This is a genomic window from Sphingomonas jaspsi DSM 18422, from assembly GCF_000585415.1.
Lineage (GTDB): Bacteria > Pseudomonadota > Alphaproteobacteria > Sphingomonadales > Sphingomonadaceae > Sphingomicrobium > Sphingomicrobium jaspsi.
This window is the reverse complement of the sequence record NZ_KK073876.1, coordinates 1,332,309-1,357,207: the sequence shown is the minus strand read 5'-3', so window position 1 is coordinate 1,357,207 and position 24,899 is coordinate 1,332,309. Positions and strand designations below refer to the sequence as shown.

At 64.7% G+C, this 24,899-nt stretch carries 27 protein-coding genes and 1 tRNA gene; 9 read left to right on the top strand and 19 right to left on the bottom strand.

Features of this window, described 5'->3' with window-relative positions; translation table 11 throughout:
- Positions 1-9: 9 nt before the first annotated feature.
- The 6 genes from coaD to G570_RS06900 all read right to left on the bottom strand — a co-directional run bounded on the left by coaD (position 10) and on the right by G570_RS06900 (position 4,079).
- The gene (gene coaD, locus G570_RS06925; protein WP_037500514.1) at positions 10-507 is read right to left on the bottom strand and encodes a pantetheine-phosphate adenylyltransferase; all 498 of its coding nucleotides are present in this window, start codon (positions 505-507) and stop codon (positions 10-12) included.
- Positions 507-1,400: a polyprenyl synthetase family protein gene (locus tag G570_RS06920; protein WP_037500512.1), complete on the bottom strand. Its 894-nt coding sequence runs from the start codon at positions 1,398-1,400 to the stop codon at positions 507-509. The genes coaD and G570_RS06920 overlap by 1 nt, the downstream gene beginning before the upstream one ends.
- A gap of 7 nt (positions 1,401-1,407) precedes the next feature.
- On the bottom strand, positions 1,408-1,650 hold the full coding sequence (locus tag G570_RS06915) for an exodeoxyribonuclease VII small subunit (protein ID WP_037500510.1): 243 nt from the start codon (positions 1,648-1,650) through the stop codon (positions 1,408-1,410).
- A 31-nt stretch (positions 1,651-1,681) separates the two neighbouring features.
- Complete coding sequence (locus G570_RS06910) at positions 1,682-2,374, bottom strand: DUF1013 domain-containing protein (RefSeq protein WP_051504129.1); 693 nt, start codon at positions 2,372-2,374, stop codon at positions 1,682-1,684.
- Between the two features lie 86 nt (positions 2,375-2,460).
- A complete protein-coding gene (locus G570_RS06905; RefSeq protein ID WP_037500507.1) occupies positions 2,461-3,078 on the bottom strand; it encodes a glutathione S-transferase family protein in 618 nt (205 codons plus the stop codon).
- Entirely contained in the window at positions 3,075-4,079 is a 1,005-nt protein-coding gene (locus G570_RS06900; RefSeq protein WP_037500505.1) for an NAD(P)H-quinone oxidoreductase, read from the bottom strand. The genes G570_RS06905 and G570_RS06900 overlap by 4 nt, the downstream gene beginning before the upstream one ends.
- 73 nt (positions 4,080-4,152) lie before the next feature.
- Between G570_RS06900 and G570_RS06895 the strand changes: the two genes are divergently transcribed.
- The 5 genes from G570_RS06895 to G570_RS06875 all read left to right on the top strand — a co-directional run bounded on the left by G570_RS06895 (position 4,153) and on the right by G570_RS06875 (position 10,029).
- Complete coding sequence (locus G570_RS06895; RefSeq protein ID WP_037500502.1) at positions 4,153-4,350, top strand: DUF1192 domain-containing protein; 198 nt, start codon at positions 4,153-4,155, stop codon at positions 4,348-4,350.
- A gap of 80 nt (positions 4,351-4,430) precedes the next feature.
- Entirely contained in the window at positions 4,431-6,773 is a 2,343-nt protein-coding gene (gene clpA, locus G570_RS06890) for an ATP-dependent Clp protease ATP-binding subunit ClpA (protein WP_037500500.1), read from the top strand.
- Positions 6,774-6,830: 57 nt separating this feature from the next.
- Positions 6,831-8,513: a M28 family metallopeptidase gene (locus tag G570_RS06885; RefSeq protein ID WP_037500497.1), complete on the top strand. Its 1,683-nt coding sequence runs from the start codon at positions 6,831-6,833 to the stop codon at positions 8,511-8,513.
- A 17-nt stretch (positions 8,514-8,530) separates the two neighbouring features.
- A complete protein-coding gene (locus G570_RS06880) occupies positions 8,531-9,160 on the top strand; it encodes a glutathione S-transferase N-terminal domain-containing protein (RefSeq protein WP_037500495.1) in 630 nt (209 codons plus the stop codon).
- A complete protein-coding gene (locus G570_RS06875; RefSeq protein WP_037500492.1) occupies positions 9,160-10,029 on the top strand; it encodes a dienelactone hydrolase family protein in 870 nt (289 codons plus the stop codon). Before G570_RS06880 ends, G570_RS06875 begins: the two co-directional genes overlap by 1 nt.
- A 51-nt stretch (positions 10,030-10,080) precedes the next feature.
- Here G570_RS06875 and G570_RS06870 read toward each other — a convergent pair whose 3' ends face one another.
- Complete coding sequence (locus G570_RS06870; protein WP_037500489.1) at positions 10,081-10,812, bottom strand: Bax inhibitor-1/YccA family protein; 732 nt, start codon at positions 10,810-10,812, stop codon at positions 10,081-10,083.
- A 114-nt stretch (positions 10,813-10,926) separates the two neighbouring features.
- On the opposite strand from G570_RS06870, the gene thpR reads away from it, so the two are divergent.
- A complete protein-coding gene (thpR, locus tag G570_RS06865) occupies positions 10,927-11,481 on the top strand; it encodes an RNA 2',3'-cyclic phosphodiesterase (RefSeq protein ID WP_037503955.1) in 555 nt (184 codons plus the stop codon).
- Between the two features lie 68 nt (positions 11,482-11,549).
- Complete coding sequence (uvrA, locus tag G570_RS06860) at positions 11,550-14,462, top strand: excinuclease ABC subunit UvrA (RefSeq protein ID WP_037500487.1); 2,913 nt, start codon at positions 11,550-11,552, stop codon at positions 14,460-14,462.
- A 16-nt stretch (positions 14,463-14,478) separates the two neighbouring features.
- Here the strand turns inward: uvrA and G570_RS06855 are convergent, their stop codons facing one another.
- From G570_RS06855 to G570_RS06810, 10 genes are all read right to left on the bottom strand, one after another.
- Positions 14,479-14,793, bottom strand: coding sequence for an OmpA family protein (locus G570_RS06855; RefSeq protein WP_037500485.1), 315 nt, complete (start codon positions 14,791-14,793; stop codon positions 14,479-14,481).
- Between the two features lie 108 nt (positions 14,794-14,901).
- A complete protein-coding gene (locus G570_RS13165; protein ID WP_051504127.1) occupies positions 14,902-15,231 on the bottom strand; it encodes a hypothetical protein in 330 nt (109 codons plus the stop codon).
- A 165-nt stretch (positions 15,232-15,396) separates the two neighbouring features.
- Entirely contained in the window at positions 15,397-16,746 is a 1,350-nt protein-coding gene (locus G570_RS06845) for an FAD/NAD(P)-binding protein (protein ID WP_051504126.1), read from the bottom strand.
- Between the two features lie 68 nt (positions 16,747-16,814).
- Entirely contained in the window at positions 16,815-18,326 is a 1,512-nt protein-coding gene (locus G570_RS06840; protein WP_245600269.1) for a PAS domain-containing protein, read from the bottom strand.
- Positions 18,327-18,424: 98 nt separating this feature from the next.
- Positions 18,425-19,042 (bottom strand): GTP cyclohydrolase I FolE, encoded by a 618-nt coding sequence (gene folE / locus G570_RS06835; RefSeq protein ID WP_037500479.1) that lies wholly within the window; start codon positions 19,040-19,042, stop codon positions 18,425-18,427.
- A 3-nt stretch (positions 19,043-19,045) separates the two neighbouring features.
- Positions 19,046-19,276 (bottom strand): DUF6356 family protein, encoded by a 231-nt coding sequence (locus tag G570_RS06830; protein ID WP_037503952.1) that lies wholly within the window; start codon positions 19,274-19,276, stop codon positions 19,046-19,048.
- Positions 19,277-19,297: 21 nt separating this feature from the next.
- A tRNA-Arg gene (locus G570_RS06825) sits at positions 19,298-19,374 on the bottom strand.
- A gap of 40 nt (positions 19,375-19,414) precedes the next feature.
- Positions 19,415-20,236 carry a carbon-nitrogen hydrolase family protein gene (locus G570_RS06820; protein ID WP_037503951.1) on the bottom strand — a complete coding sequence of 274 codons (822 nt, stop codon included), beginning with the start codon at positions 20,234-20,236 and terminating at the stop codon, positions 19,415-19,417.
- Between the two features lie 2 nt (positions 20,237-20,238).
- Complete coding sequence (grxC, locus tag G570_RS06815) at positions 20,239-20,496, bottom strand: glutaredoxin 3 (RefSeq protein ID WP_037500476.1); 258 nt, start codon at positions 20,494-20,496, stop codon at positions 20,239-20,241.
- A 28-nt stretch (positions 20,497-20,524) separates the two neighbouring features.
- Positions 20,525-21,271, bottom strand: a complete 747-nt coding sequence (locus G570_RS06810; RefSeq protein ID WP_037503950.1) for a ComF family protein — start codon at positions 21,269-21,271, stop codon at positions 20,525-20,527.
- Positions 21,272-21,315: 44 nt separating this feature from the next.
- Between G570_RS06810 and G570_RS06805 the strand changes: the two genes are divergently transcribed.
- Together G570_RS06805 and G570_RS06800 are read left to right on the top strand one after the other, a co-directional pair.
- On the top strand, positions 21,316-22,095 hold the full coding sequence (locus tag G570_RS06805; protein WP_051504124.1) for a class I SAM-dependent methyltransferase: 780 nt from the start codon (positions 21,316-21,318) through the stop codon (positions 22,093-22,095).
- Between the two features lie 86 nt (positions 22,096-22,181).
- Complete coding sequence (locus tag G570_RS06800; protein WP_037500473.1) at positions 22,182-22,364, top strand: Flp family type IVb pilin; 183 nt, start codon at positions 22,182-22,184, stop codon at positions 22,362-22,364.
- 4 nt (positions 22,365-22,368) lie between these two features.
- Here G570_RS06800 and G570_RS06795 read toward each other — a convergent pair whose 3' ends face one another.
- A complete protein-coding gene (locus G570_RS06795) occupies positions 22,369-23,838 on the bottom strand; it encodes a M48 family metalloprotease (protein ID WP_037500471.1) in 1,470 nt (489 codons plus the stop codon).
- A gap of 76 nt (positions 23,839-23,914) precedes the next feature.
- Positions 23,915-24,856 carry an acetyl-CoA carboxylase carboxyltransferase subunit alpha gene (locus G570_RS06790; RefSeq protein ID WP_037500467.1) on the bottom strand — a complete coding sequence of 314 codons (942 nt, stop codon included), beginning with the start codon at positions 24,854-24,856 and terminating at the stop codon, positions 23,915-23,917.
- Between the last annotated feature and the right edge of the window lie 43 nt (positions 24,857-24,899).

Below are 24,899 nucleotides of genomic sequence, written 5' to 3'. Positions count from 1 at the left end.
TATGCCACCCTATTTCGACGAGCCGAGCTTGGCGGTCACATCCGCGGCCACGGCCGGCGTCACGAACTTGTCGATCGAGCCGCCATAACGGGCGATTTCTTTCACTAGCCTTGACGCGATCGGCTGCAGACAGACATCGGCCATCAGAAAGACCGTTTCGATACGGTCGTTGAGCTGCTGGTTCATGCCCGCCATCTGATATTCATATTCGAAGTCGGCGACTGCGCGCAGCCCGCGGAGGATCAGCGAAGCCCCCTGCCCCTCGGCGAAGTCCATCAGCAGCGAATCGAATTCGACCACTTCGATATGATCGATGTCGGCCACTTCGCGGCGAACCATCGCCAGTCGTTCTTCCACCGTGAACATCGGCGATTTGGAAGGGTTGGTCGTCACGCCGATGACCAGCCGGTCGACGAGATGCGCCCCGCGGCGAATGATGTCGAGATGGCCCAGCGTGATCGGATCGAAGGTCCCGGGATAGACGCCGATGCGTGTGCGGCCGGACATCAGCGGTCCCTTTCGTTGACGTAGCGGGCGATGGCGCGAAGCAGGTCGCCTTCCTCACCATGGCCGTGCAGGTGGCCGATCGCCTGATCGACCAGCATCGCGCATTGCTGCCGCGCGCGCTCTTCACCCAGCAGCGACACGAAGGTCGCCTTGCCCGCATCCGCGTCCTTGTGAAGGCGTTTGCCCGCCGCCTCTTCGTCGCCGGCATGATCGAGCAGGTCGTCCGCAATCTGGAACGCGAGCCCGACGTCGTGGGCATAGCCGCGATAGGACGTTCGACCTTCCGGCGGGAGCTTGGCCATGATGCAGGCGGCCTCGACCGCATATTCGATGAGCGCACCGGTCTTGAGCCGCTGCAGCTGGGTGATTTCGCCCATGCCGAGTTGTCGGCCCTCCGCGACGAGGTCGAGAACCTGGCCGCCGGCCATACCGTGCGGACCCGACTTGCGCGCCAGTTCGATCACCAGGTCGGACCGGACGAAGGGATCTTCATGGGTCGCCGGATCGGCCAGGATTTCGAAGGCCAGGTCGTGGAAACAGTCGCCGGCCAGTACTGCCGTCGCCTCGTCGAAGGCCTTGTGCACCGTCGGCTTGCCGCGGCGCAGGTCGTCGTCGTCCATGCAAGGAAGGTCGTCGTGGATCAGCGAATAGACGTGGATTGCCTCGATGGCCGTACCGGCGCGCACGGCGCGATCTTCAGCGATGCCGAACAGCCGCGCCGTCGCGACGGTCAGCAGCGGCCTGAGGCGCTTGCCTCCGCCGACGCCGGCATGGCGCATTGCTGCGAACAAGCGGTCGCGGCCGTCGCCGGGATCGGCCAGATACTGTTCGAACAGGGCATCGACCTGCCCGGCCACATGCGCCGCTTCGGCCTTGAGATCGACGGCCCCCATCGCCCGCTCAGCCTGCATCAAACGCCGACGTTCCGCTCGGCTGGCCATCAGGCCCTAGCGCGATCTTTTCGATCCGCGCCTGGGCAGCCTTCAACCGCGCTTCGCAGTGCCGCTTCAACCGGTCGCCGCGCTGGTAAAGCTCGATCGATTCATCCAGCGGCGCCTGCCCCTGCTCCAGGGTGCGGACGATGGTTTCAAGCTCGGCCAACGCCGCCTCGAAACTCATTTGCTCGATGTCGTTTTCGCTCATGGCGCAACTCTGGCGGGTCAGCCGACGCTAATCAATGCTTGAACGGGTCCTTGATGCCCGGGACGATTTCATCCGAGGTATCGATGCCCGCTTCCGCCGCCAGCGCGGCTTCGGCGTCACGAGCGTGCTGCTCGCGCTCGGCGCGCAGCTGCGTAATCAGGCTTTCGCGGTCGCTGTCGAGGCGGGTATCGCCCTGCGCTTCCATGCCGGCCGCCTTCTGCGCCTTGGCCACCGCCGCGTCGAGCTCGCGCTGCGAGGTGAGGCCCAGCGTCACCGGGTCCTTCGGCTGGATGTTGGCCATGTTCCAGTGCGACCGGTCGCGGATCGCCGCAATGGTGGTGCGCGTGGTGCCGATCAGCTTCGAAATCTGGCCGTCCGACACTTCCGGATGGTTGCGGATGATCCAAGCGATGCCGTCCGGCTTGTCCTGGCGCTTCGACACCGGGGTATAGCGCGGGCCCTTGGTACGGGTGACCGCGTCGGGCGCCTTGATCATCTTGAGGGCGTAATCCGGATCAGCCTGACCACGCTCGATTTCCTCGTGCGTGAGTTCGCCTGAACGAACCGGGTCGCGGCCGGTCAGCTTGGTCGCGGCAGTGTCGTCGGCGATCGCCTGCACTTCGAGCACGTGGAGACCGCAGAATTCCGCGATCTGGGTGAAGGTGAGCGAGCTATTGTCGACCAGCCAGGCGGCGGTCGCATGCGGCATGAGCGGCTGGGCCATATGGCACTCCCTAGAAACAGATGAGGCCGCCCCTTCCCGGAGCGGCCGACTATGGAGCGCGATTTAATCCGGCGGGGCCGAAGAGTCTAGGCGTCGAGCGAGATATGTTGCGGCATCGACATTATGGCTTCCATCCAGCGCACGATCGCCGGGTAAGCCTCTAGGTCGAAATCGGCTTCGTCGGCGACATGGGTGTAGGCGAACAGGCAGATATCGGCGACGGTAAAACGGTTGCCCGCGAGCCAGCGATGCCGGTCAAGGTGACGATCCATGAGGTCGAGCGCGGCGAGGCCCGCCTCCCGCTTGCCGACGATCTGCATGCGCTGGGCATCGGTCAGCGCGTCGAGGCCGACCCAGCCCTTCCAGAAGCGCAGCGTCGCGATATTGGGCTCATGGTTATACTGCTCCCAGAACATCCAGTGGAGCATGTCGGCGCGGTCGTAGCGGTCGGCCGGGATGAGATCGCTGCCGTCGGCGAGGTAGAAGCAGGCTGCATTGCTTTCGGCCAGGAAACGGTCGCCGTCCTGCAGAACGGGAATGCGGCCGTTGGGATTGACGTTGGCGAGGAATTCCGGGGTCCGGGTTTCGCGCTTCATGATGTCATATTGGCGCCGCTCGAGGGGCACGCCGACGTGGGCGGCGGTCAGCCGGATCTTGTAGCAGTTCCCGGAGGCGGCATATTCGTGGAGGATCATCCCGCTCATGCGGTCATCTGTAGCACGATCTTGCCGACATGGTCACCGGATTCCATCCGCGCGTGGGCCTTAGCCGCGGCTTCGAGCGGGAAGACCTGGTCCATCACCGGTTTCAGACGGTTGCCCTCGACATAGGGCCAGACCGTGCGCGCCAACTCGTCCGCGACCATCGTCTTGAAGGCGATGTCGCGGTCGCGCAGCGTCGATCCGGTCAGCGTCAGGCGGCGGCGCATGATGTCGACGATGGACACTTCGGCCTTGGGCCCGCGCTGGAAGGCGATCGACACATGGCGGCCATCGTCGGACAGGCACTGCAGGTTGCGCGGGACATAGTCGCCGCCGACCATGTCGAGGACGACCGCGACACCCTTGCCGCCGGTTCGGACCTGCACTTCCTGGACGAAATCCTGCGCCTTGTAGTTGATGGCATGGATGGCACCCAAGGCCTTGGCCGCGGAACATTTTTCGTCGCTGCCGCAGGTCACGATGACGTCCAGCCCGAGCAGGGTGCCGAGCTTGATCGCCATCGTGCCGATGCCGCTGGTCCCACCATGAACCAGCACCGTATCCCCGTCCGCCGCGAAGCCGCGTTCGAACAGGTTGACCCAGACGGTGAACAGCGTTTCCGGCATGGCTGCGGCCTCGGTCATGCGCAGCACTTCGGGGACCGGCAGGCAGGTTCCGGCGGGCGCGACGCAATAGTCGGCGTAGCCGCCGCCCGCGACGAGCGCACACACCCGCGTCCCGATCATATGGGTCGAACCCGGCCCCGCATCGACCACGGTTCCGGCAATCTCCAGCCCCGGAATATCGCTCGCGCCCGGCGGAGGGGGATAAACGCCCATCCGCTGCAGGACGTCAGGCCGGTTGACCCCCGCCGCCGCAACCTTGACCAGCAACTCGCCCTTGCCGGGTCGGGGCGTCGGACGCTCGGTCAATCTGAGGTTTTCAGGTCCGCCCGGCGCGGCGATTTCAATGGCGCGCATGACGTCTGGGATTACTTCACTCATCGACTGGCCCCGGTTCCAACGATTGAGCGCAAACTTATTGACTTGGGGACGGCGCGGGTCAACGCTGGCGGTGATGGACGATGATGATTTCTTCTCCAGCCGGCCGAGCGACCCGCTCAGCCAACTCGTCCGGCAAGACCTCGGGCCGCTGTCGCAGGACGAGCTTGCCGAGCGGATCGAGACGCTCAAGGCGGAAATCCAGCGCGTCGAGCAGCATATGTCCGCCGTCGACCAACACAAAAGCGCCGCCGATGCGCTGTTCAAACGGTAGCCTGACCGACCTTTGCGCCGCACGGCCCTTGATCGGGTCGCCCTCTCTCACGACATTGGACGGGTAAGGAGAAGCCCCGAATGCCCAGTTTTGCGCGTGACCTCGAAACCACCCTCCACAATGCCCTGGGCGAAGCGTCGAAGCGTCGCCACGAATATGCGACGCTTGAACACCTCCTGATGGCACTGGTGGACGATACGCATGCCAGCCAGGTGATGACGGCGTGCGGGGTCAACCGCGAAGAACTGAAGGCTACGGTCAAGCAGTACCTCGACAGCGAGCTTGGCGCGCTGGTGTCGGATAGTGCGACCGATCCGACCCCGACCAGCGGCTTCCAGCGGGTCATCCAGCGCGCGATCCTGCACGTCCAGTCGTCGGGGCGCGACGAGGTGACGGGCGCGAATGTGCTGGTGTCGCTGTTCAACGAGCGTGAAAGCTATGCCGTCTATTTCCTGCAGCAGCAGGACATGAGCCGCCTCGATGCGGTGACCTATATCAGCCACGGCGTCGGCAAGGGCGAAATCACCAGCGAGCCCACGCCGCCGCAGGGCACCGAGGAAAAGACCGAAACCAAGCAGGGCGACAAGAAGGAAAGCGCGCTGCAGCAGTTTACCGTCGACCTCAACGAAAAGGCGCGGACCGGCAAGGTTGATCCGCTCATCGGTCGCATGGCCGAGGTCGACCGCACGGTTCAGATCCTCTGCCGCCGGTCGAAGAACAACCCGCTCTACGTCGGCGATCCGGGCGTCGGCAAAACCGCGATTGCGGAAGGCCTCGCGCGCAAGATCATCGAAGGCGACGTACCCGACGTGCTGAAGCCGGCGACCATCTATTCGCTTGACATGGGCGCGCTCCTGGCGGGCACGCGCTATCGCGGCGACTTCGAAGAGCGGCTTAAGGCGGTGGTGTCGGAGCTTGAAAAGCTGCCCCACGCCATTCTCTTCATCGACGAGATCCACACCGTCATCGGTGCGGGCGCGACCAGCGGCGGGGCGATGGATGCATCGAACCTGCTGAAGCCTGCCCTGTCGTCGGGGGCGATCCGCTGCATCGGTTCGACCACCTACAAGGAATTCCGCAACCACTTCGAAAAGGATCGCGCGCTGCTGCGCCGGTTCCAGAAGATCGACGTGAACGAACCGACGATCGAGGACACGATCAAGATCATTGCCGGCCTTCGTTCCTCGTTCGAGCAGCACCATGGCGTCCGCTACACCAGCGACGCAATAAAGTCGGCGGTCGAGCTGTCGTCGCGCTACATCCACGACCGCAAGCTGCCCGACAAGGCGATCGACGTGATCGACGAGGTCGGCGCGATGCAGATGCTGGTGCCGCCCTCGCGCCGCAAGAAGACGATCACCACCAAGGAGATCGAAGCCGTCGTCGCGACGATGGCCCGCATCCCGCCCAAGTCGGTATCGAACGACGACAAGCGCGTGCTCGAAACGCTGGAAGCGGATTTGAAGCGCGTGGTCTTCGGCCAGGACCTGGCGATCGAGAAGCTGTCGTCGGCCATCAAGCTCAGTCGCGCGGGCCTGCGCGACCCGGACAAGCCGATAGGCAATTACCTGTTCAGCGGTCCGACCGGCGTAGGCAAGACCGAGGTCGCGCGCCAGCTGGCGTCGATCCTCGGCATTCCGCTGCAGCGCTTCGACATGTCCGAATATATGGAGCGCCATTCGGTCAGCCGCTTGATCGGCGCACCCCCGGGCTATGTCGGATATGACCAGGGCGGCCTTCTGACCGATGCGGTCGACCAGCATCCGCATTGCGTGCTACTGCTCGACGAAATCGAAAAGGCGCACCCCGACCTGTTCAACATCCTGCTGCAGGTGATGGACAACGGGAAGCTGACCGACCACCACGGCAAGACGGTGGATTTCCGCAACACCATCCTCATCATGACCACCAATGCCGGCGCGGCGGATATGGCGCGCGAGAGCATCGGTTTCGGCGCGATGAGCCGCGAGGATGCGCAGGAAGACGCGGTCAAGAAGATGTTCACGCCGGAATTCCGCAACCGACTGGATGCAGTGGTGCCGTTCGGTTACCTGCCGCCGGCCGTCGTTGCGCGGGTCGTGGACAAGTTCATCCTGCAGCTGGAACTGCAGCTGGCCGACCGCGGCGTCCATATCGAACTGGACGATGATGCCCGCGAATGGCTGGTGTCGAAGGGCTACGACAAGCTCTACGGCGCACGGCCGATGGCGCGGCTGGTGCAGGAAAAGATCAAGCAGCCGCTGGCCGAGGAGCTGCTATTCGGCAAGCTGGTCGACGGCGGCGAGGTCAAGGTGCATCTGAAGGACGGGCAGCCGTCATTCGAGATCGTCCCTGCCCCTCCGAAGGCGCCGAAAGGGGCCGCAAAGGCCAAGAAATCGGCGTCGGCCGGTCGCGGCAAGAAAACCGCAGCACCGGAGGCCTAGCCAACAGCGGGACAGGCGCTAATCTGCAGGCGACCCCCGATTGCCTGAGGAGCCAACATGCGCCTGTCCCGCCTTTCCCTGATCGCCGTTGCCGCGCTTGCCGGAACCGCCTGCACCACCGTTGCAACGGCGCCCCTGGCGCCGGCAGCGGCCCCGTTCCAGTTCGATCCGGCAGCCCTTTCGCAACATGTGCAAGTCCTCGGATCGGATGCGTTCGAGGGCCGTGCACCCAATTCGCCCGCAGAGCAGAAAACGGTGGCCTATATCGTCGACCAGTTCGCCAAGGCGGGCCTCCATCCCGGCGGTGCGGTGGTCGACGGTCGCCGCACCTGGACGCAACCGGTTCCGCTGCTGCAGTCCAACTGGGCCGCTACGCCGCACCTTGCCGTCCATATCGGCGGCCAGCAGATCGACCTGACGCAGGGCAATGAGATTGCCGCCCGAGCGCCGACCAACGGCGACAAGCAAATCGCGATGACCGACGTGCCGATGGTGTTCGTCGGCTATGGCGTAAAAGCGCCCGAGCGCGGCTGGGACGACTTCAAGGGCATGGACCTGAAGGGCAAGGTCCTGGTCATGCTGGTCAACGACCCCGACTTCGAAGGGGGCGAAGGCGATTTCGGCGGAAAGGCGATGACCTATTACGGCCGCTGGACCTACAAATATGAAGAAGGTGCCCGTCAGGGTGCAGCCGGGGTTCTGGTCATCCACGAAACCGAACCGGCATCCTATGGCTGGGCGACGGTCAAGAACAGCAACACCAACACGATGTTCGACATCGTTCGCGCCGATCCCAAAGCGGAGCATCCGCCGGTCGAAGGCTGGATCCAGCGCGACCTGGCGGCCAAGCTGTTCGAAGCGTCGGGCACGACGTTCGACGCGATGAAAGCGGCGGCCAAGCGCAAGGATTTCAGGCCCGTCGCGCTCAAGGCGGGGTTCACGGCGCACGGCAACGCCGACGCGCAGGTGATTACGTCGCAGAATGTCGTGGGCCTGCTTCCCGGCACGACCCATCCCGACGAGACCGTACTCTACACCGCGCACTGGGATCATCTGGGCATCGGGCAGCCCGACGCGAACGGCGACGCCATCTATAATGGCGCGCTCGACAATGCGACGGGCATTTCACAGCTGATCGAACAGGCCCGCGCCTTCGCGTCGGAACCGCGCACGCAGCGGTCGGTCGTTTTCCTTGCCGTTACGGCCGAGGAGAAGGGCCTGCTGGGCAGCGAATATTATGCGGCGAACCCGCTCTATCCGCTGGGCAAGACGGTGGGCGTGCTGAACACCGATTCGATGGGGGTTTTCGGCCAGGCCAAGGACTTTTCGATCTCCGGCACTGCAAAGCTTGGCCTGCTCGACGATCTGGTCGAGGAGGGCGCGAAGCTTGGGCGGACTTTCACCCCTGACCGGCATCCGGAGACGGGCGGTTTTTACCGCTCCGACCACTTCACCATGGCCAAGGTCGGCGTGCCGGCCATCTCGTTCAAGTCGGGTGGCGACCTGGTGAACGGAGGCTTGGCGCGCGGTGAGGCGATCGCCAAGGACTATACCGCCAAGCGCTATCACCAGCCCGACGACGAATGGTCGCCAGACTGGGATTTCAGCGGGATGGTCGACGACGCCCGGCTGCTCCACGCGCTGGGCATGCGCCTTGCGAATGGCCGTGAATGGCCGAACTGGAGCGCGGACAGCGAATTCCGCGCCGCCCGCGACAAAAGCGCCGGAGATCGTCGCTAGGCAAAAGGAGACCGTTGATGGCTGCGCTGACCTTCTACACCAACCCAATGAGCCGCGGTCAGATCGTCCGCTGGATACTGGAGGAGGTTGGCGAGCCTTACGATACGCACATCGTAGACTATGCGACGATGCACGACGAGGCCTATCGCGCGGTCAATCCGATGATGAAGGTGCCGACGCTGGTGCATCGAGGGCGCACGATTACCGAGTGCGCGGCCATCATCGCCTATCTGGCGGACGTCTTTCCCGAAAAGCGGCTCGGCCCGACCGACGATGAAAAGGCGGGCTATTATCGCTGGCTGTTCTTTGCGGCGGGCCCGATCGAGCAGGCGGTGACCAACCATGCCAACGGCTGGGACCCGTCGCCCGAGCGACGCCGCATGTTCGGTTACGGCACGTACGATGAAGCGCTGGTAACGCTGGCCGATCATCTGGCGAACAACGACTATGTCTGCGGATCGCGCTTCACTGCTGCCGACGTCTATGTCGGCAGCCAGGTTCTGTGGGGCACGCAGTTCGGCACGATGACCCCGCTGCCGCCGTTAAAGCACTATGCCGACCGACTGGCGGCGCGAGAGGCCTATCGGCGCGGCAAGGCCATCGACGAGGGCCTGATCGCCGAGATGAACGCCAGGAAGGACGCGTGATGAACGACCGGATCAGCCAGGAAGCCATCGACCTCTATGACCGCTTCACGCACGATGGCATGGATCGCCGCGACTTCATCGCAAGGATGACGGCGATCGCCGGCAGCGCCGCCGCCGCGGAGCTGATGATCGCAGCCATCGCTGCGTCGCCCGCCGCGGCAGCGCTGGTTGCAGAAGGCGATCCGCGCATCAAGGCGCAGTCGATCCAGCTGCCATTGCCCGGCATCCCGACCTACCGGGCCTACCGCGCCACGCCTGTCCGCAAGTCGGGACTGGGGACGGTCATCGTGATCCACGAAAATCGTGGGCTCAACGACCATATCCGCGACGTCACCCGCCGCTTGGCCGTGGCCGGATTTCCGGCGATCGCGCCCGATTTCCTGTCGCCGTTGGGCGGCACCCCCAGCGACGAAAATGTCGCCCGCGACATGATTGGTAAGCTCGACCTCGGACAATCAGTCTCTCACGCCGTCGCACACCTGAAGGCGCTGAAAAAGGCTACCGGCAAAAAGGTGGGGACAGTCGGGTTCTGCTGGGGTGGCGCCTTCGTCGATCGTCTGGCCGTTGCGGCAGGTCGCGACCTTTCGGCGGCGGTCAGCTATTACGGCCCGGCGCCCGATCCCAGGGAAGCGGTCAAGGTACAGGCACCGATGCTGCTTCACTATGCCGACCTCGACACGCGCGTCGCGCAGACCGGCAAGCCGTGGGTCGCCGCGCTCAAGGCGGCGAGCAAGAAGGTCGAGGTATTCGACTACCCCGGGGTCAATCACGCCTTCAACAACGACACGTCGGCGGAGCGCTATAACAAGGCGGCTGCCGACCTGGCGTGGAAACGCACCCTCGCCTTCTTCCGCGCGAACCTCAAATAAAAGGCCCGGCGGATCGCTCCACCGGGCCCCAAGTTGGCAAGTGCCTAGCGCTTAGCGGCGGTCGCCGAACAGGCGCAGCACGAACATCAGCATGTTGATGAAGTCGAGATAGAGGTTCAGCGCCCCCATGATCACGACCTTGCCCATCATGTCGGTGCCCGCGACATAAGCGTACATCGACTTGATCTTCTGCGTGTCATAGGCGGTGAGCCCCGCGAAAATCAGGACACCGATGGCGCTGATCGCCAGCTGCAGCGTGCTCGACTGCAGGAAGATATTGATCACCATCGCGACGAGCAGGCCGACGAGGCCCATGATCAGGAAGGTGCCGAAACCCGACAGATCCTTCTTGGTCGTATAGCCCCACAGGCTGAGGCCAAGAAAACCGGCCGACACTGCGAAGAAGGCCTGGGCGATCGACGTTCCGGTATACACCGCGAAGATGGTCGACATCGACAGGCCCATCACGAAGGCGAACGACCAGAACAGAATCTGGAGCGTCGATTCCTTCATGCGGTTGAAACCGAAGCTCATCGCGAAAATGAAACCGAGCGGCGCAAGCGCGACCAGCCAGCGCAGCGGCGACGTCATCACCGGCACGAACAGGCTGCTGTTGGCGAACAGCAGGGCGACGATACCGGTCAGCAGAACGCCCGAGGCCATGTAGTTGTAGACCTTGAGCATGTACGACCGCAGGCCTTCGTCCCGGGCTGCGCGGGGAACGCTAACCGTGCCGGGCTGTCCGAAGCCGCCGGTGGTCCGTTCGTCAAACTGGTTCTGCATTTCCACTCCCTATGCGAAGGAAAGAGCCCTCACCGACAATATATCGGCAATGTTCGCCCCTTGTTCAAGGAAAACCCGTCGCGGGCCGTTGCCATTTCGACTAGCGACATGGACATGCATCGATTGTTCGTCGCCCTTCGCCCGCCGCCCGACGTCAGGAAAATGTGCCTGTCGGCGATGTATCGTGGACCGGCAGGATGGGCTTGGCAGGACGACGACCAGTTGCACATCACGCTGCGGTTCATCGGCGAAGTCGAAGTGAGAATGGCTGAGGATATTGCCCAGGCGCTGCAGACGCTGCGCGCACCGGCACCGCAGGTCCAGCTGTCAGGCGTAGGGATTTTCGATCACGGCGCCCGGTCCGCGCTGTTCGCCCGCGTTACGCCCCGCGAGCCTCTGGAAGCGCTCCACCGAAAAATCGATCGACTGCTGGTGCAATGCGGATTGCAGCCAGAGGGCCGCGCCTATCTGCCCCACATCACGCTAGCCCGCCGCCGCAACCGGTCGGACGATGCGCAGCGATGGCTGGAAGAGCACGCGGACCTTACGTCACCAAGCCAGCGTATTGGGCACGTCACGCTGTACGAAAGCATTCTCGGCAAGCACGGCGCAACCTACGAGCCCATCGCCCGCTATCCGCTTGATTCGGCGGCAGGGAACCCCATTTAGCCGAAACCGCTTTTCGTCCGACGCGGCCTCTTGTCGCGCGTGAACAAATATGGAACATATTGGCCGCTATGCTGACTCACATCTCCGTAAGGGGTGCCCGCGAACATAACCTCAAAGGCGTCGATATCGACATCCCGCGTGAGAGCCTGACGGTCATCACCGGCTTGTCGGGCAGCGGGAAGTCGAGCCTGGCGTTCGATACCATCTATGCCGAAGGGCAGCGCCGCTACGTGGAATCATTGTCGGCTTATGCCCGGCAGTTCCTCGAAATGATGCAAAAGCCGGACGTCGAGCACATCGACGGCCTGTCGCCCGCCATTTCGATTGAGCAAAAGACCACTAGCCGCAATCCGCGATCGACGGTCGCGACGGTCACCGAGATCTATGACTATATGCGCCTGTTATGGGCGCGGGTCGGCGTTCCCTATTCGCCGGCCACCGGCCTTCCGATCGAAGCGCAGCAGGTCAGCCAGATGGTCGATCGCGTCATGGCGCTGCCCGAAGGCTCGCGTCATTTCCTGCTTGCGCCGGTTGTACGTGGCCGAAAGGGCGAATACCGCAAGGAACTGGCCGAATGGCAGAAAGCGGGCTTCACGCGCGTCCGCATCGACGGTGAATTCTATCCGATCGAGGAAGCGCCCGCGCTGGACAAGAAATACAAGCACGACATCGAAATCGTGGTCGACCGCATCGTCGTCCGCGAAGGAATAGAAAGCCGCCTCGCCGACAGCTTCGAAACCGCGCTCAAGCTGGCCGAGGGCCTCGCCTACCTCGATCCGGCCGATCCGCCCAAGGATGGCGACCAGCAGTCGGGCATGAAGCTGGACTTCGGCGTTCCCGGTCGCATCGTTTTTTCGGAGAAATTCGCGTGCCCGGTCAGCGGCTTCACGATCGCTGAGATCGAACCGCGCCTCTTCTCGTTCAACGCACCGCAAGGTGCCTGCCCCGCCTGCGACGGTCTTGGCGAGAAGCTGATATTTGACGAGGACCTGGTGGTCCCCAATCACGCGCTAAGCATCCAGAAGGGCGCGGTCGTGCCGTGGGCGAAAAGCCAGCCGCCATCGCCTTACTACATGCAGGTCCTGGGAAGCCTCGCACGCGCCTATGGCTTTTCGCTCGATACGCCGTGGAAGGATTTGCCCGAAACGGCCCAGCGCGTCGTCTTGCGTGGAACACAGGGAAGGCCGGTTACGCTACGCTTCGTTGACGGTCGCAAGAGCTATGAGGTGAAGAAGCCGTTCGAAGGGGTTATCGGCAACCTTGAGCGGCGCATGTTGTCGACGGAAAGCGCGTGGATGCGCGAGGAATTGTCGAAATATCAGGCCTCGCATCCGTGCGAGGTCTGCCACGGCGCGCGGCTCAAGCCAGAAGCCTTGTCGGTCAAGATCGCCGGCGAGGATATCAGCCAATCGGCCCGTCGCTCGGTCGTCGATGCCTTCGAATGGTTCGGCAATCTTGAGGAAAAGCTGACGCCGCAGCAGCGCGAAATCGCCAAGGCGATCCTGAAGGAGATCAACGAGCGCCTGGGGTTTTTGCACAACGTCGGGCTCGACTACCTCAACCTCGACCGGACCAGCGGCACGCTGTCAGGGGGCGAGAGCCAGCGCATTCGCCTCGCCAGCCAGATCGGCTCGGGGCTTTCGGGCGTCCTGTATGTCCTCGACGAACCGTCGATCGGTCTTCACCAGAAGGACAATGACCGGCTGCTCGAAACGCTGAAACGCCTTCGCGGTCTCGGCAACACCGTGTTGGTCGTCGAACATGACGAAGACGCTATCCGCACGGCCGATCATGTAATCGACATGGGGCCCGGAGCCGGCGTTCACGGCGGCGAAGTGGTCTGCGCGGGTACGCTGGACGAGCTCATGGCCTGCGAGAAAAGCCTTACGGCGGACTATCTCTCCGGCCGCCGTTCGATCCCCATCCGCGCCAAGCGTCGCAAAGGCAGCGGCAAGAAACTGACGGTGCACGGTGCCCGCGAAAACAATTTGCGGAATGTCACCGCGTCGATCCCGCTTGGTACGTTCACCTGCATTACGGGGGTAAGCGGATCGGGCAAATCGAGTTTTACGATCGACACCCTCTATGCTGCCGCGGCGCGCCAGCTCAATGGCGCACGGCTGCTCGCGGGCAAGCATGACAAGGTGAGTGGCCTCGAACATCTCGACAAGGTCATCGACATCGACCAGTCGCCGATCGGTCGCACGCCGCGGTCCAACCCGGCGACCTACACTGGCGCGTTTACGAACATCCGTGACTGGTTCGCCGGCCTGCCGGAAAGCCAGGCGCGCGGTTACAAGCCCGGTCGCTTCAGTTTCAACGTCAAGGGCGGGCGCTGCGAAGCCTGCAGCGGCGACGGCCTCATCAAGATCGAAATGCACTTCCTGCCGGACGTATATGTCACCTGCGATGTATGCCACGGCCAGCGCTACAACCGCGAAACGCTCGAAGTGAAATTCAAGGGGAAAAGCATCGCCGACGTTCTCGACATGACGGTCGACGACGCAGTGGAATTCTTCAAGGCGGTACCCGGCATCCGCGACAAGATGGCGATGCTCGCTGAGGTGGGCCTCGGCTACATCAAGGTCGGGCAGCAGGCGACCACGCTGTCAGGCGGCGAAGCGCAGCGCGTCAAGCTCGCCAAGGAACTCTCGCGCCGTGCCACCGGCAACACGCTCTACATCCTCGACGAGCCAACGACCGGCCTTCATTTTGAAGATGTGCGCAAGCTGTTAGAGGTGCTCCACGCGCTGGTCGAGCAGGGCAATACGGTCGTCGTGATCGAGCACAACCTCGACGTCATCAAGACCGCGGACCATATCCTCGACCTTGGGCCCGACGGCGGTGTCGGCGGCGGAGAGATCGTCGCGCAGGGTACGCCCGAGCAAGTCGCGGCCAATCCGGCGAGTTACACTGGCCAATATTTGAAGCCCCTGCTCGAACGGGCGAAGGTTGAGAAGCCGGAGCTGGAACTGGCCTGACTATACGTCGCGCCAATCAGAATTGGATGTCGATCCGACGGTTTTGAATTTCGCGAACGCCATCGTCGGTTTGAATAAGCTGGTCCGCTTCCCCAACGGCGACGATCCGGATGGCGGCGGGCGCAATGCCCTTTGATTCTAGATAGGCAGCAGCCACCTCCGCCCGCTTTCGAGACATTGCCAGGTTGACGATGCTGCTTCCCGACCGATCGCTATGCGAACTCAGGGTCAGTTGCGCCTTGCCGCTGGCGGCAAATTCTGTCGCAATTCGGTCGAGCGTTGCCTTGCCGTCGCCGCTCAACTCGCTCTTGCCCCAGTCGAAGAAGATCATTCGGTCCGGACTGGCCGACTGGCCGAATGATGGACCTGATCCAGCCAGCGCCAGTGCGGCAAACAAAACTCGATACCCGTTCATGTCACCTGCCTATTCGACCTTCGCTCAGGTCGCAATCTTCAGCAGCGCCAGCGCGACGCGGTCGTCATATTCCCTGATGATCCGGCTTTCGCCCGCGATCGTGACCGCCTTGTCCTTGCCCTTCAGCGCCCGCTCGAGCATTTCAAGCTCCAGCTGCGCATAGCCGGTCGCCAGCGCCTCGCCCCACTTTCCCCGGAACGCCGCGTCCTTCGCCCGCCGCCGATAAGCACCGCTCACCGACACGCCCGCGGCAGCCGCCGACATGGTGACGTTGCAGCTTTCCGCCAGCGTCGCGATGAACATCGCCTCGGCCCGGGCGCTCCAGCGATCGCTCTTCACCCGCCGCTTCGCCATCCGCCCGCTCCCGCCCAAACAAAAAGGCCGGCGACGCCATGACGTCACCAGCCCCAACGAAAACGGCGGGAGGCCTAGAGGCAGTCCCGCCGCATCGCAATTCTTCACTGTTCCTGTTTAGTGCCAGATGAGCGTGACGATGTCAAACGTTTTGTGCCAGATCGGTTAAACGGTTACAGCTAGGTTCGCCGCGATGTCGCCCGCGATCCGCTCCGCCTGCAGGCGAATGTCGGGCACGGCGGTGATTTCCCAATGCTTGCCCTTGGTCACCGGGCCGATGCCCCATGCGCGCTGCAGGCCCGCCAGCCGGTCGCCTTCGTCGACCTTCACGCCGATCCCCAGTTCATCGACCATCACCAGTTCGTCGCCAAGCATCTGCTGCAGCAGCGGATCGTCCGCCTTGGCCAAACTCGCCAGGGGTCCGGTACAGTTGATCACCGCGGCGGCTTCGACCACGCCCGTGCCGCCGCCGCGCCGCGCGACCTCGATCCGCGCCAGCCCGTCGGCCTCGATCGCCCGGACCGCCCGCCCGGCGACGATCTCCAGCCGGCCGTCGCCGACCATCGCTTCCACCACCGCCGCTGCCTGCGGCGCGATGCGGTGGCGGTGAACGTCCCACCACGGCCGCAAGTGGCGCAGGAAGCGCGACTGCTCCGACACGCTCAGCCGTTGCCAGATCGCCTGGGTCACCGGCCGCATCCCGTCGATCGCCGCGCGCCAGTCGTCGGCTTTCTCCGCACGGGCGCGCAGCCAGCCGACCATGGCCGCCAATGACGCCGGCACCTCGTCGATCGGGGTCGGCAACGGCGTCAGCGCTTGCGCAACATGCGCCCGCGGCAACTGGCCGCGCCGCGACAGCGCCGTCGCGCGGCCGGCATAGTCTGCGCGGTCCAACGTCAGCGCGACATCGACCATCGTCAGGCCGGTGCCGAGCAGCAGCAGCGGCGCGCCGCTCTGCGCCAGTCGCGCGATCGCCGCCCGTCCTTCGGGGCTCCATGGATTGTCGATCCGCCGTTCATCCGCCAGGCCGTCGACCGGGACCGGGGACGGCGGCTGGTTGCCGTTGGCCAGCACCAGTCCGGCACCGTCCAGCCGATCGCCGTTGGCCAGCGTTACGCTCCAGCCTTCGCCGTCGGGCCGTGCGCTGACCGCCCGGTCGCGCACGACGCGGACGCATCCGACCGTCGCCGCCCGCGCCAGTTCGGCCGCGACATATTCGCCAAAGCGGCGGCGGCTGACGAAATCCTGCGGGCCCAGCCCGTCTTCCTCGACATGCTCGGCAAAATCGTGCGGCCGGCCCGGCCACAGGCTCATCTTGCCCGCCGGCACATTCAGCAGATGTTCGTCGTCCCGGGTCGAATAGGCCGCGCCCCGCGCCACCTGGCCCCGGGCTTCGACGATCGTCGACGGGATGCCGCGCGCCGCCAGCTGGATCGCCAGCGCGGCGCCGGAAAAGCCCCCGCCGATGATGATGATAGTTCGATCGCCGTCCATCGCCTGCGTGGCTTCCCCCATTTGCATGATTTGACCAGCGCGGCTGCGTCCGTCCCTGCGCGGGATACGCCGACCCGAAGGGTTCGGACCTAAATCCGCGTCGCCGGGACGACGATGCTGACCTTCAGGCCGCCCTCGTGCCAATGGCGCTCGTATCGCCCGCCCAGCTGGTGACGGATGCTGATATCGACCAGCTGGCTGCCGAAGCCGTTCGTGCCGCCCTCGCCGGTCAGCGCCGGGCCGCCCTGTTCGCTCCAGTCGAGCAGCACATTATCCCCGTCACGCCGAACCTCCACCGTCACCCGCCCGTCTTCCGCCGACAACGCACCATATTTGACCGCGTTGGTCGCCAGCTCATGGAAGACCAGCGCCAGCGGCGTCAGGCTCTCCTGGCCCAGCGCTAAATCCTCGCCGCGGATCGTCAGCCGCGGCCCGGCAAGGTCGCGATACGGCTCGATCAGGTCGTCGAGCAAACGGCGGAAGGTGACCGCAGGCCCGCTGTCGCCCTCCATTTCTGGCCGGACATAGCTGTGGGCCTTGCCCAATGCCGCGATCCGTTCGCTGATCACGCCGGCCAGCGGGGCATGGTCGCGATGCTCGCGGGCGGAAAAATTGACCAGCGCACCGATCACGCTGAAGATATTCTTGATGCGGTGATTGAGCTCGCGGCTCAGCAGCTTCTGGCTTTCCACCAGCATCTTGCGCTCATGGATGTCGGTGTTGGTGCCGAACCAGCGAACGACCTTGCCGTCGTCGTCCTTGATCGGCAGGCCCCGCGCCAGCGTCCAGCGATATTCGCCGTCGTGGCGGCGCAGCCGATATTCTACCTCGTATGGCTCGCCGCTTTCGACCGCCTTGGTCCACACCTCGTTCGCCACGTCGCGATCGTCGACGTGCAGCGCGTCCAGCCAGCCCGTCCCGTCGTGCTCGCCTTCCTTCACCCCGGTGAACTCATACCAGCGGGCGTTGAAATAATCGGTCATGCCGTTGGGCGGGGTCGACCAGGCCATCTGCGGCATCGCATCGGCCAGCGCGTCGAAGCGGTTGCGGCTTTCCGCCAGCGCCTTGCCGGCCTCCGCCAGCGCGCGCCGCTCCTTCAGGCGGCGCATCACCGCGATCGCAAGGACGCTCAGCCCGTCGCGCTGCAGGTCGGTCAATCCTTGAAGGCGCGGCGCCGGATCGATCACGCACAGCGCCCCCAGCGGCGCGCCGTCTTCGGACACCAACGGTGCGCCGGCATAAAAGCGGATGAAGGGCGCGCCGGTGACCAGTGCGTTGTCGGCGAACCGCTCGTCCAGCGTCGCGTCGGGCACCTGCATTACCTCGTCGAGGACCATCGCGTGCTGGCAGAAGCTCATCGACCGCGGCGTTTCGCTGGCATCCAGTCCTTCGCGCGCGAGGAAGAACTGGCGATCGTCGGCGACCAGGCTGACCAGCGCGGTTTCCGTGCCGCACAGCTTTGCGGCAAAACGGGTCATCGCCGTCAGCTCGGCATCGTCGAGCAGAGACTCAGGCTGGTGGGCCGACAGGATTTCCAAGCGCCCGGAATCGGGCAGACCGCACTCCATCGATCCCTCGTCACCCTCAACGGACCCAAACACAACGCGCCCCCGATACAATGGAATGACGATCGTTGCGCTAGCGCATCGGTATAGCAATGCCAAGCGGTTATTCGTGTCTTTTCAGACACTAACCGTAATCAATATCCCATCAGGGCAAGCACTTCCTTGCGGCTGCGCTCGTCGTCGCGGAAGCAGCCCATCATCCGGCTGGTGGTCATCAGCACGCCCGGCGTGTTGACCCCGCGCGCGCTCATGCAGGCGTGGCTGGCTTCGATCACGACCGCGACCCCGCGCGGTTCCAGGTGGCTCCAGATGCAATCGGCGACCTGCGCGGTCAGCCGTTCCTGCACCTGCAGCCGCCGGGCGAAGCCGTGCAGGACGCGCGCCAGCTTGGAAATGCCGACCACGCGATGGCGCGGAAGGTAGGCGATCGCCGCCTTGCCGATGATCGGCGCCATATGATGTTCGCAGTGCGACTGGAATGGGATGTCCTTCAGCAGCACGATCTCGTCATAGCCGCCGACCTCCTCGAAGGTCCGCGTCAGGTGATGGGACGGATCCTCCTCATAGCCCCGCGCATATTCCTTCCACGCCCGCGCCACGCGCGCCGGTGTGTCGAGCAGCCCTTCTCGCTCGGGATCATCGCCGGCCCAGCGGATCAACGTCCTGACCGCGTCTGAAACGTCGTCGGGGACGGCAATCTTGGGCTGGGGGCGGATCAGGTCGCCGTCGTCGGGGCTGGGCAAATCGCTCATGGGTCAGATCTCGAAATCGGGAAAATGGCGGGCACTGCGCGATGTAGTGTCGCGGTGCAGTTTTCCCAACATCCGGCTGGCGGTATCCTTGAACAGGCCGGGGACGGCGGCATGGACCAGGCAGGCGACCCCGCCGACGATCATTGCCAGCCCGATCGCAGCCGCGCCCTTGCCATGTTCGCCATAGCTCATGCCGATTGATCGGGGATGGTCGTGAAACAGCCGGTCGAACATCGAAAGCGCCTCCTTGGCCGCTGGTGACCCCGACTGGATTCGAACCAGTGGCCCTCAGATTAGGAATCTGATGCTCTATCCTGCTGAGCTACGGGGCCATGCCAGCGCTGGCACCGTTACGTTGCGGCTTGGAAGCGGTCAATCGGAGAGCGGGGCGATGGCGCGCCGATGCTGGTGCACCGGGATACGGGCGCGCACGTCGGCGATGCGGGCCATGTTCAATTCGGCGAACGCCAGTCCCGGCTCGCCGCCCATCTCGACCACCAGCTCGCCCCACGGATCGGCGACCAGCGAATGGCCATAGGTGTCGCGCCCGTCCTCATGATGCCCGGCCTGCGCCGCGGCGACGACGAACGCTTCCGCCTCGATCGCCCGGGCGCGCAGCAGCACCTGCCAATGCGCCTTGCCCGTCGGCACGGTAAAGGCGGCCGGCACCGCAATCGTATCGGCCCCGGCATCGCTCAGCCGCTGGAACAGTTCGGGGAAACGCAGGTCGTAGCAGATCGTGAGGCCCAGCTTGCCGACCGGTGTGCCCGGCACGATCGCCGCACCTTCTCCCGCCCGGTACATCGCGCTCTCCCGCCAGCTCTCGCCGGTCGGCAGGTCGACGTCAAACAGGTGGATCTTGTCATAACGCGCGCGGATGCCGCCGCTGCCGTCGATGACGAACCCGCGATTGGCTAGCTTGTCGCCGCCGACCTTTAGCGCGACCGAACCGAGGTGCACCCAGATGCCCGCCTTCGCCGCCGCATCGCGGACCGCCGCCAGCACGACATCCTCCTCTTCGGGCCTCGCCGTCTCCCACGCCCGCTCGCGGTTGCGGTCGAGCATTCCCGACATTTCGGGGGTGAACAGCATCGCCGCGCCGCCCGCCTTGGCATCCTCGACCGCCTTCACCAGCCGCGCCGCATTGGCCGCGGGGTCGATCCCGCTCTGCGCCTGATAAAGGGCGATCCGCACGCTCATGCGGCCAGCAGCTGGTCCAGCTTGCCCTCATATTCGAGGCCCATCAGCTCGTCGCATCCGCCGACATGCTTTCCGTCGATGAAGATCTGCGGAACGGTCGATCGGCCGCCGGCGCGCTGGATCATCTCGTCGCGCTTCGGCCCGCCGTAATCGATATTATATTCGATCGCCTCGACCTTCTTCATGTCGAGCAGCCGCTTGGCCCGGATGCAGTAGGGGCAGGTCGTCTTGAGGTAAATTTCCACTTTGGCCACACGGCCCTCCTTCTCGTCCTTGCCGACCCTAACGCATCAACTGCGCCGGATGCACCACCCTTGCCCAGCAAATAAGCTCCACCTGCCGCGCCCCGCCCCGATGCAGCACCTTGGCGCAAGCCTCGGCGGTGCTCCCGGTTGTGAAGACGTCATCGACCAGGATGACGTCGCGGCCCTTGACCGACACGCCGTCGCGCAGGCGAAACGCCCCCGCGACCGTCCGCTTCCGCTCCGATCCGCTCATGCCTTTCAGCGGAGGCGTCTTGCGGGTGCGCTCAAGCATGTAGGGATCGACCGGATATTTCCAAATCCGGCCCAGTTCGCGCGCCACCAGCCCGGCCTGATTGAAGCCGCGCGTCCATAACCGGCTGCGATGCAGCGGCACCGGCATCACCAGCGCTTCGCCCGGCCGCTCGCCCTTCAACGGCGCCATGTAGCGCGCCATCGTCCGCGCAAGGCCGACCTTACGCCCATATTTCAGCTTCAGCGCGACCTGCCGCGGCAATTCGTCATAGGCCAGTGCCGCGCGGATGCGGTCCAGTCCCGGCGGATCGGCCAGGCAGCGCCCGCACATCGCCGCCTCGGTCGCGGCCAGCGGCAGTCCGCAGCGCTCGCACCCGCCCTGCCCGATCCAGTCGAGCGACGGCCAGCAGGTCGGACAAAAGGCATCGGGCTCGTCCGCCACGGTGCCGCACCCCGCACAGCGCGGCGGCAGCGCGAAGTCGACCGCGACCCGCGCCATGCCTTTCAATGGTGACCAAAGCCCGACACCCATCATCGGACTTGTCGCCGTGAATTCGCCGACGCACAAGCCGCGGCGTGACTCGCGAACCCTTCGACCGAAACTTGCGCCGCCTGCGCCGCGACCGCGCCCGGCGACAGGGCGTCGACCTGTTCCTGCTCGACCGCGCGTTCGAAGACTGTCAGGAGCGGGTGCAGGCGATCGCCCGCCCGTTCGACCGGGCGCTGCTGGTCGGCGTTCCGACCCCCCGCTGGCGCGCCGCGCTGGAACAGCTTGCGGGCAGTGTCGACGTTGTCGATCCCGGCCGCCTGTTCGCCGCCGACGCGGGCGGCTCGGCAGGCGACGAGGACCGATACGACTTCGGCGAGGCCCGATACGACCTGGTGGTGGCCGTCGGCACGCTCGACACCGTCAACGACTTGCCCGTTGCCCTGCAGTTGCTGCGCCGCTCGATGAGCGCCGGTGCCTGCCTGATCGGTGCGATGGCGGGCGGCGAACTACTGCCGCAGTTGCGCGCCGGCCTCATCGCCGCGGACCGCGACGGCGGGCGGGTGGTCGCCCGCGTCCATCCGCGCATCGACGGCCCAACGCTGACCGCGTTGCTGGCGGCAGCGGGGTTCGACCAGCCCGTGGTCGATATCGACCGGGTGACGCTACGCTATCGCGCGCTCGCCGACCTCGTCCGCGACCTGCGCGCAATGGGCGCGACGAATATGATGGACAGCGTTCGCATGCCGCTGACGCGCACTGGCTGGGCCAAAGCGTCCGCCGCCTTCGAATCGGCCGCGGTCGAGGGCCGCACCGCGGAAGCGGTCGACATCCTCCACTTCCTCGGCTGGACCAAGGATCAGGGCTAGGCGCGAATTAACCCTTCCTCACCAATCTTATCTTAATGTTTTATGGTCAGACCCTACGGCGTGGACCAAGACCAGAGGAGGGTGGCGTGATCGCTATCCGTAAACTGAGTCGCAACCTGCGCTCGGACAAGCGCGGCGCGACCGTTATTGAATATGGGCTCATCGCGGCCTTGATCATCATTGCCATCATGGTCTCCTTGCGGAGCCTTGGGGGCGGATCGAACGGCATGTGGGGCCGGCTCGACAACAGGATCGAGAACGCGATGTAGGGGACTAGCGCCTGCGCGTCCCGTACACCACGACCTTGACCTTCTGGCCGGGCACCAGCTGGCTGTTCGAAGCCAGCCCGTTGATGGCCAGGAAGCGATCGAGCCGATAATCCGGATAGGCCATCCGCGAGGACAGGCTCTGCAGCGTGTCGCCGCGCTGCACCGTTACCACGTCGATGATCCGCGGGCGGATGCTCGTCGCCTCCTGATCGGTGATCCGGCGGAAGCTTTCGATCATCGATCGGAACGGGTTCAGGCCCTGCCCCGCCTGCGTCAGCGTCACGAAGTGATAGGCGCTGCCGCGATCCCATTCATAGACAACGACGCCAACGTCGACCTGGCCTGACGAGGTGTTGGCGCGGCCTTGCGTGACATAGGCCGGGATGCCGTTGATGACCGTCCGCTGGATCGGCCCCATCGGCACCTGCTGCTTGCCGCCGGTCAGCTGCTGCAGAACCTGCGCGACGTAGGATTGGATATTGCCGTCATAGCGTCCACCCGAAAACTGGGCCTGGCCGGAAGAGCCTTGGATGTCCACCGAGCTGGAGCTGTTCTGCATCAGGAAGCCCGTCGGCACGTAGAACCTCATCTTCAGGTCGGGGTGGGTAAAGCTGCGACCGTCGATCACGCCCTGCGCGGGATCGTCATCGACGTAGACGCCTTCAAGCTGGTCGAGGAAGACGTCGCGGTTACGCAGGCCCGTGCCGACGCGGCCGGTCTGGCGCGCGACCTGGCTGGCCTGGGTGACCCGATTTTCGGTCAGGGGGTGGGTTTGCGCCCATTCCGGGGTCGATCGGTTGGCGTCGCCCTGGATGCGCGATTCGAGCGCGCTGTTGCGGCTGAGCTGCGACAGCATCGACGCGCTGCCCGCCGGGTCGTAGCCCGCGGCGGTCATGTAGCGGATGCCCAGCACGTCGGCTTGATATTCCTGCTCGCGGCTGAATTTCAGCGTGTTGAGCTTGGAAAATTGCTGCGCGCTTTGCGAAATCAGGTTGCCGAACGCGTTGTTGCCGACGACGCCGCCGACCAGCACGCCAAGGATGCCGAGGATGCTGTTCTTGGTCGCCGCCTTCTGGCGGGTCTGGGCGTGGCGCGCCGCGACGTGGCCGGTTTCATGGCCGAGGACGAAGGCCAGTTGGCTTTCGTCGTTCATGATACCCATCAGCTGGCGCGTGATGTAGACATAACCGCCGGGGACCGCGAAGGCGTTTTCGACCGCGCTGTTGAGCGTGGTGAAATGGTAGACCTGCCCGGCGTTGGCGGTGCCGCTGTAGGCCGCGACCTTGCGGCCGACGCCTTCCACATAGGCGGCGCGCGGCCCGGTTTCGGCGCCGCCGAATTCCTGCACGACCTGCGGGTGCTGCTTGGCCGCTTCGGCAACGTCGCGCTGGCTGAGGTAATTGGCCGGCGCCTGCGCCATCACGGGCACGGCGACCAGCGCGGCGGCGGTCAACAAGGCGGTCTTACGACGCATCACAAAATCTCCATCAGGGAATCCGAATTTCGGGTTCCTGAACGGAAATTGCGGGGCGATGGTTCCGCCGCCGTATTTATCCGATCGCCAGAAACTTCTTTCGACGCTGGTCGATCAGCTGCTGGCGATTGAGCTTGGACAGGCCGTCCAGCTCTTCCAAAATCGCCTTCTTGAGCGATGCGATCGCCTCGGCGCGTTCGCGGTGCGCGCCGCCCAGCGGCTCTTCGACGATGCGGTCGATGACGCCAAGCGCCTTGAGGTCGCCCGCGGTCACCTTCATCGCTTCGGCGGCATCGGCGGCCTTGTCGGCGGTGCGCCACAGGATGGACGCACAGCCCTCGGGCGAGATGACCGAATAGACGGCATGTTCGTACATCAGCACGCGGTTGGCGGCGGCGATGGCGATGGCTCCGCCCGAACCGCCTTCACCGACCACGGCGGCGACCATCGGAACGCCCAGCGCCAGGCACTGTTCGGTCGACCGGGCGATGGCTTCGGCCTGCCCCCGCTCTTCGGCCTGCACGCCCGGGAAGGCGCCCGAGGTATCGACCAGGCTGACGACCGGCAGCCCGAACTTGTCGGCCAGCGCCATCAGGCGGATCGCCTTGCGATAGCCTTCGGGCTTGGCCATGCCGAAATTATGCTTCAGGCGGCTGGCGGTGTCGTCGCCCTTTTCATGGCCGATCAGCATGACCTTGCGCCCGTCGATCCTGGCAAGGCCGCCGATGATCGCGGGATCGTCGGCAAAGGCGCGGTCGCCGGCCAGCGGCACGAATTCCTCGGTCAGCCCCGCGACATAATCCTTGAAGTGCGGACGCTGCGGATGGCGGGCGACCTTGGTCTTCTGCCACGGCGTCAGCTTCGAATAGGTTTCGCGCAGCAGCTTGGACGCCTTGGCCTCCAGCTTGGCGATGTCGCCTTCAAGGTCGATCGAGCCATTGGCCGCGGTATCGCGCAGATCCTCGATCCGGGTTTCCAGCTCTTCGATCGGCTTTTCAAAGTCGAGATAGGTCAGCATGTCGCCGCGGGGCCTAAGCGGGTCCTGACCCTACGTCAACGCC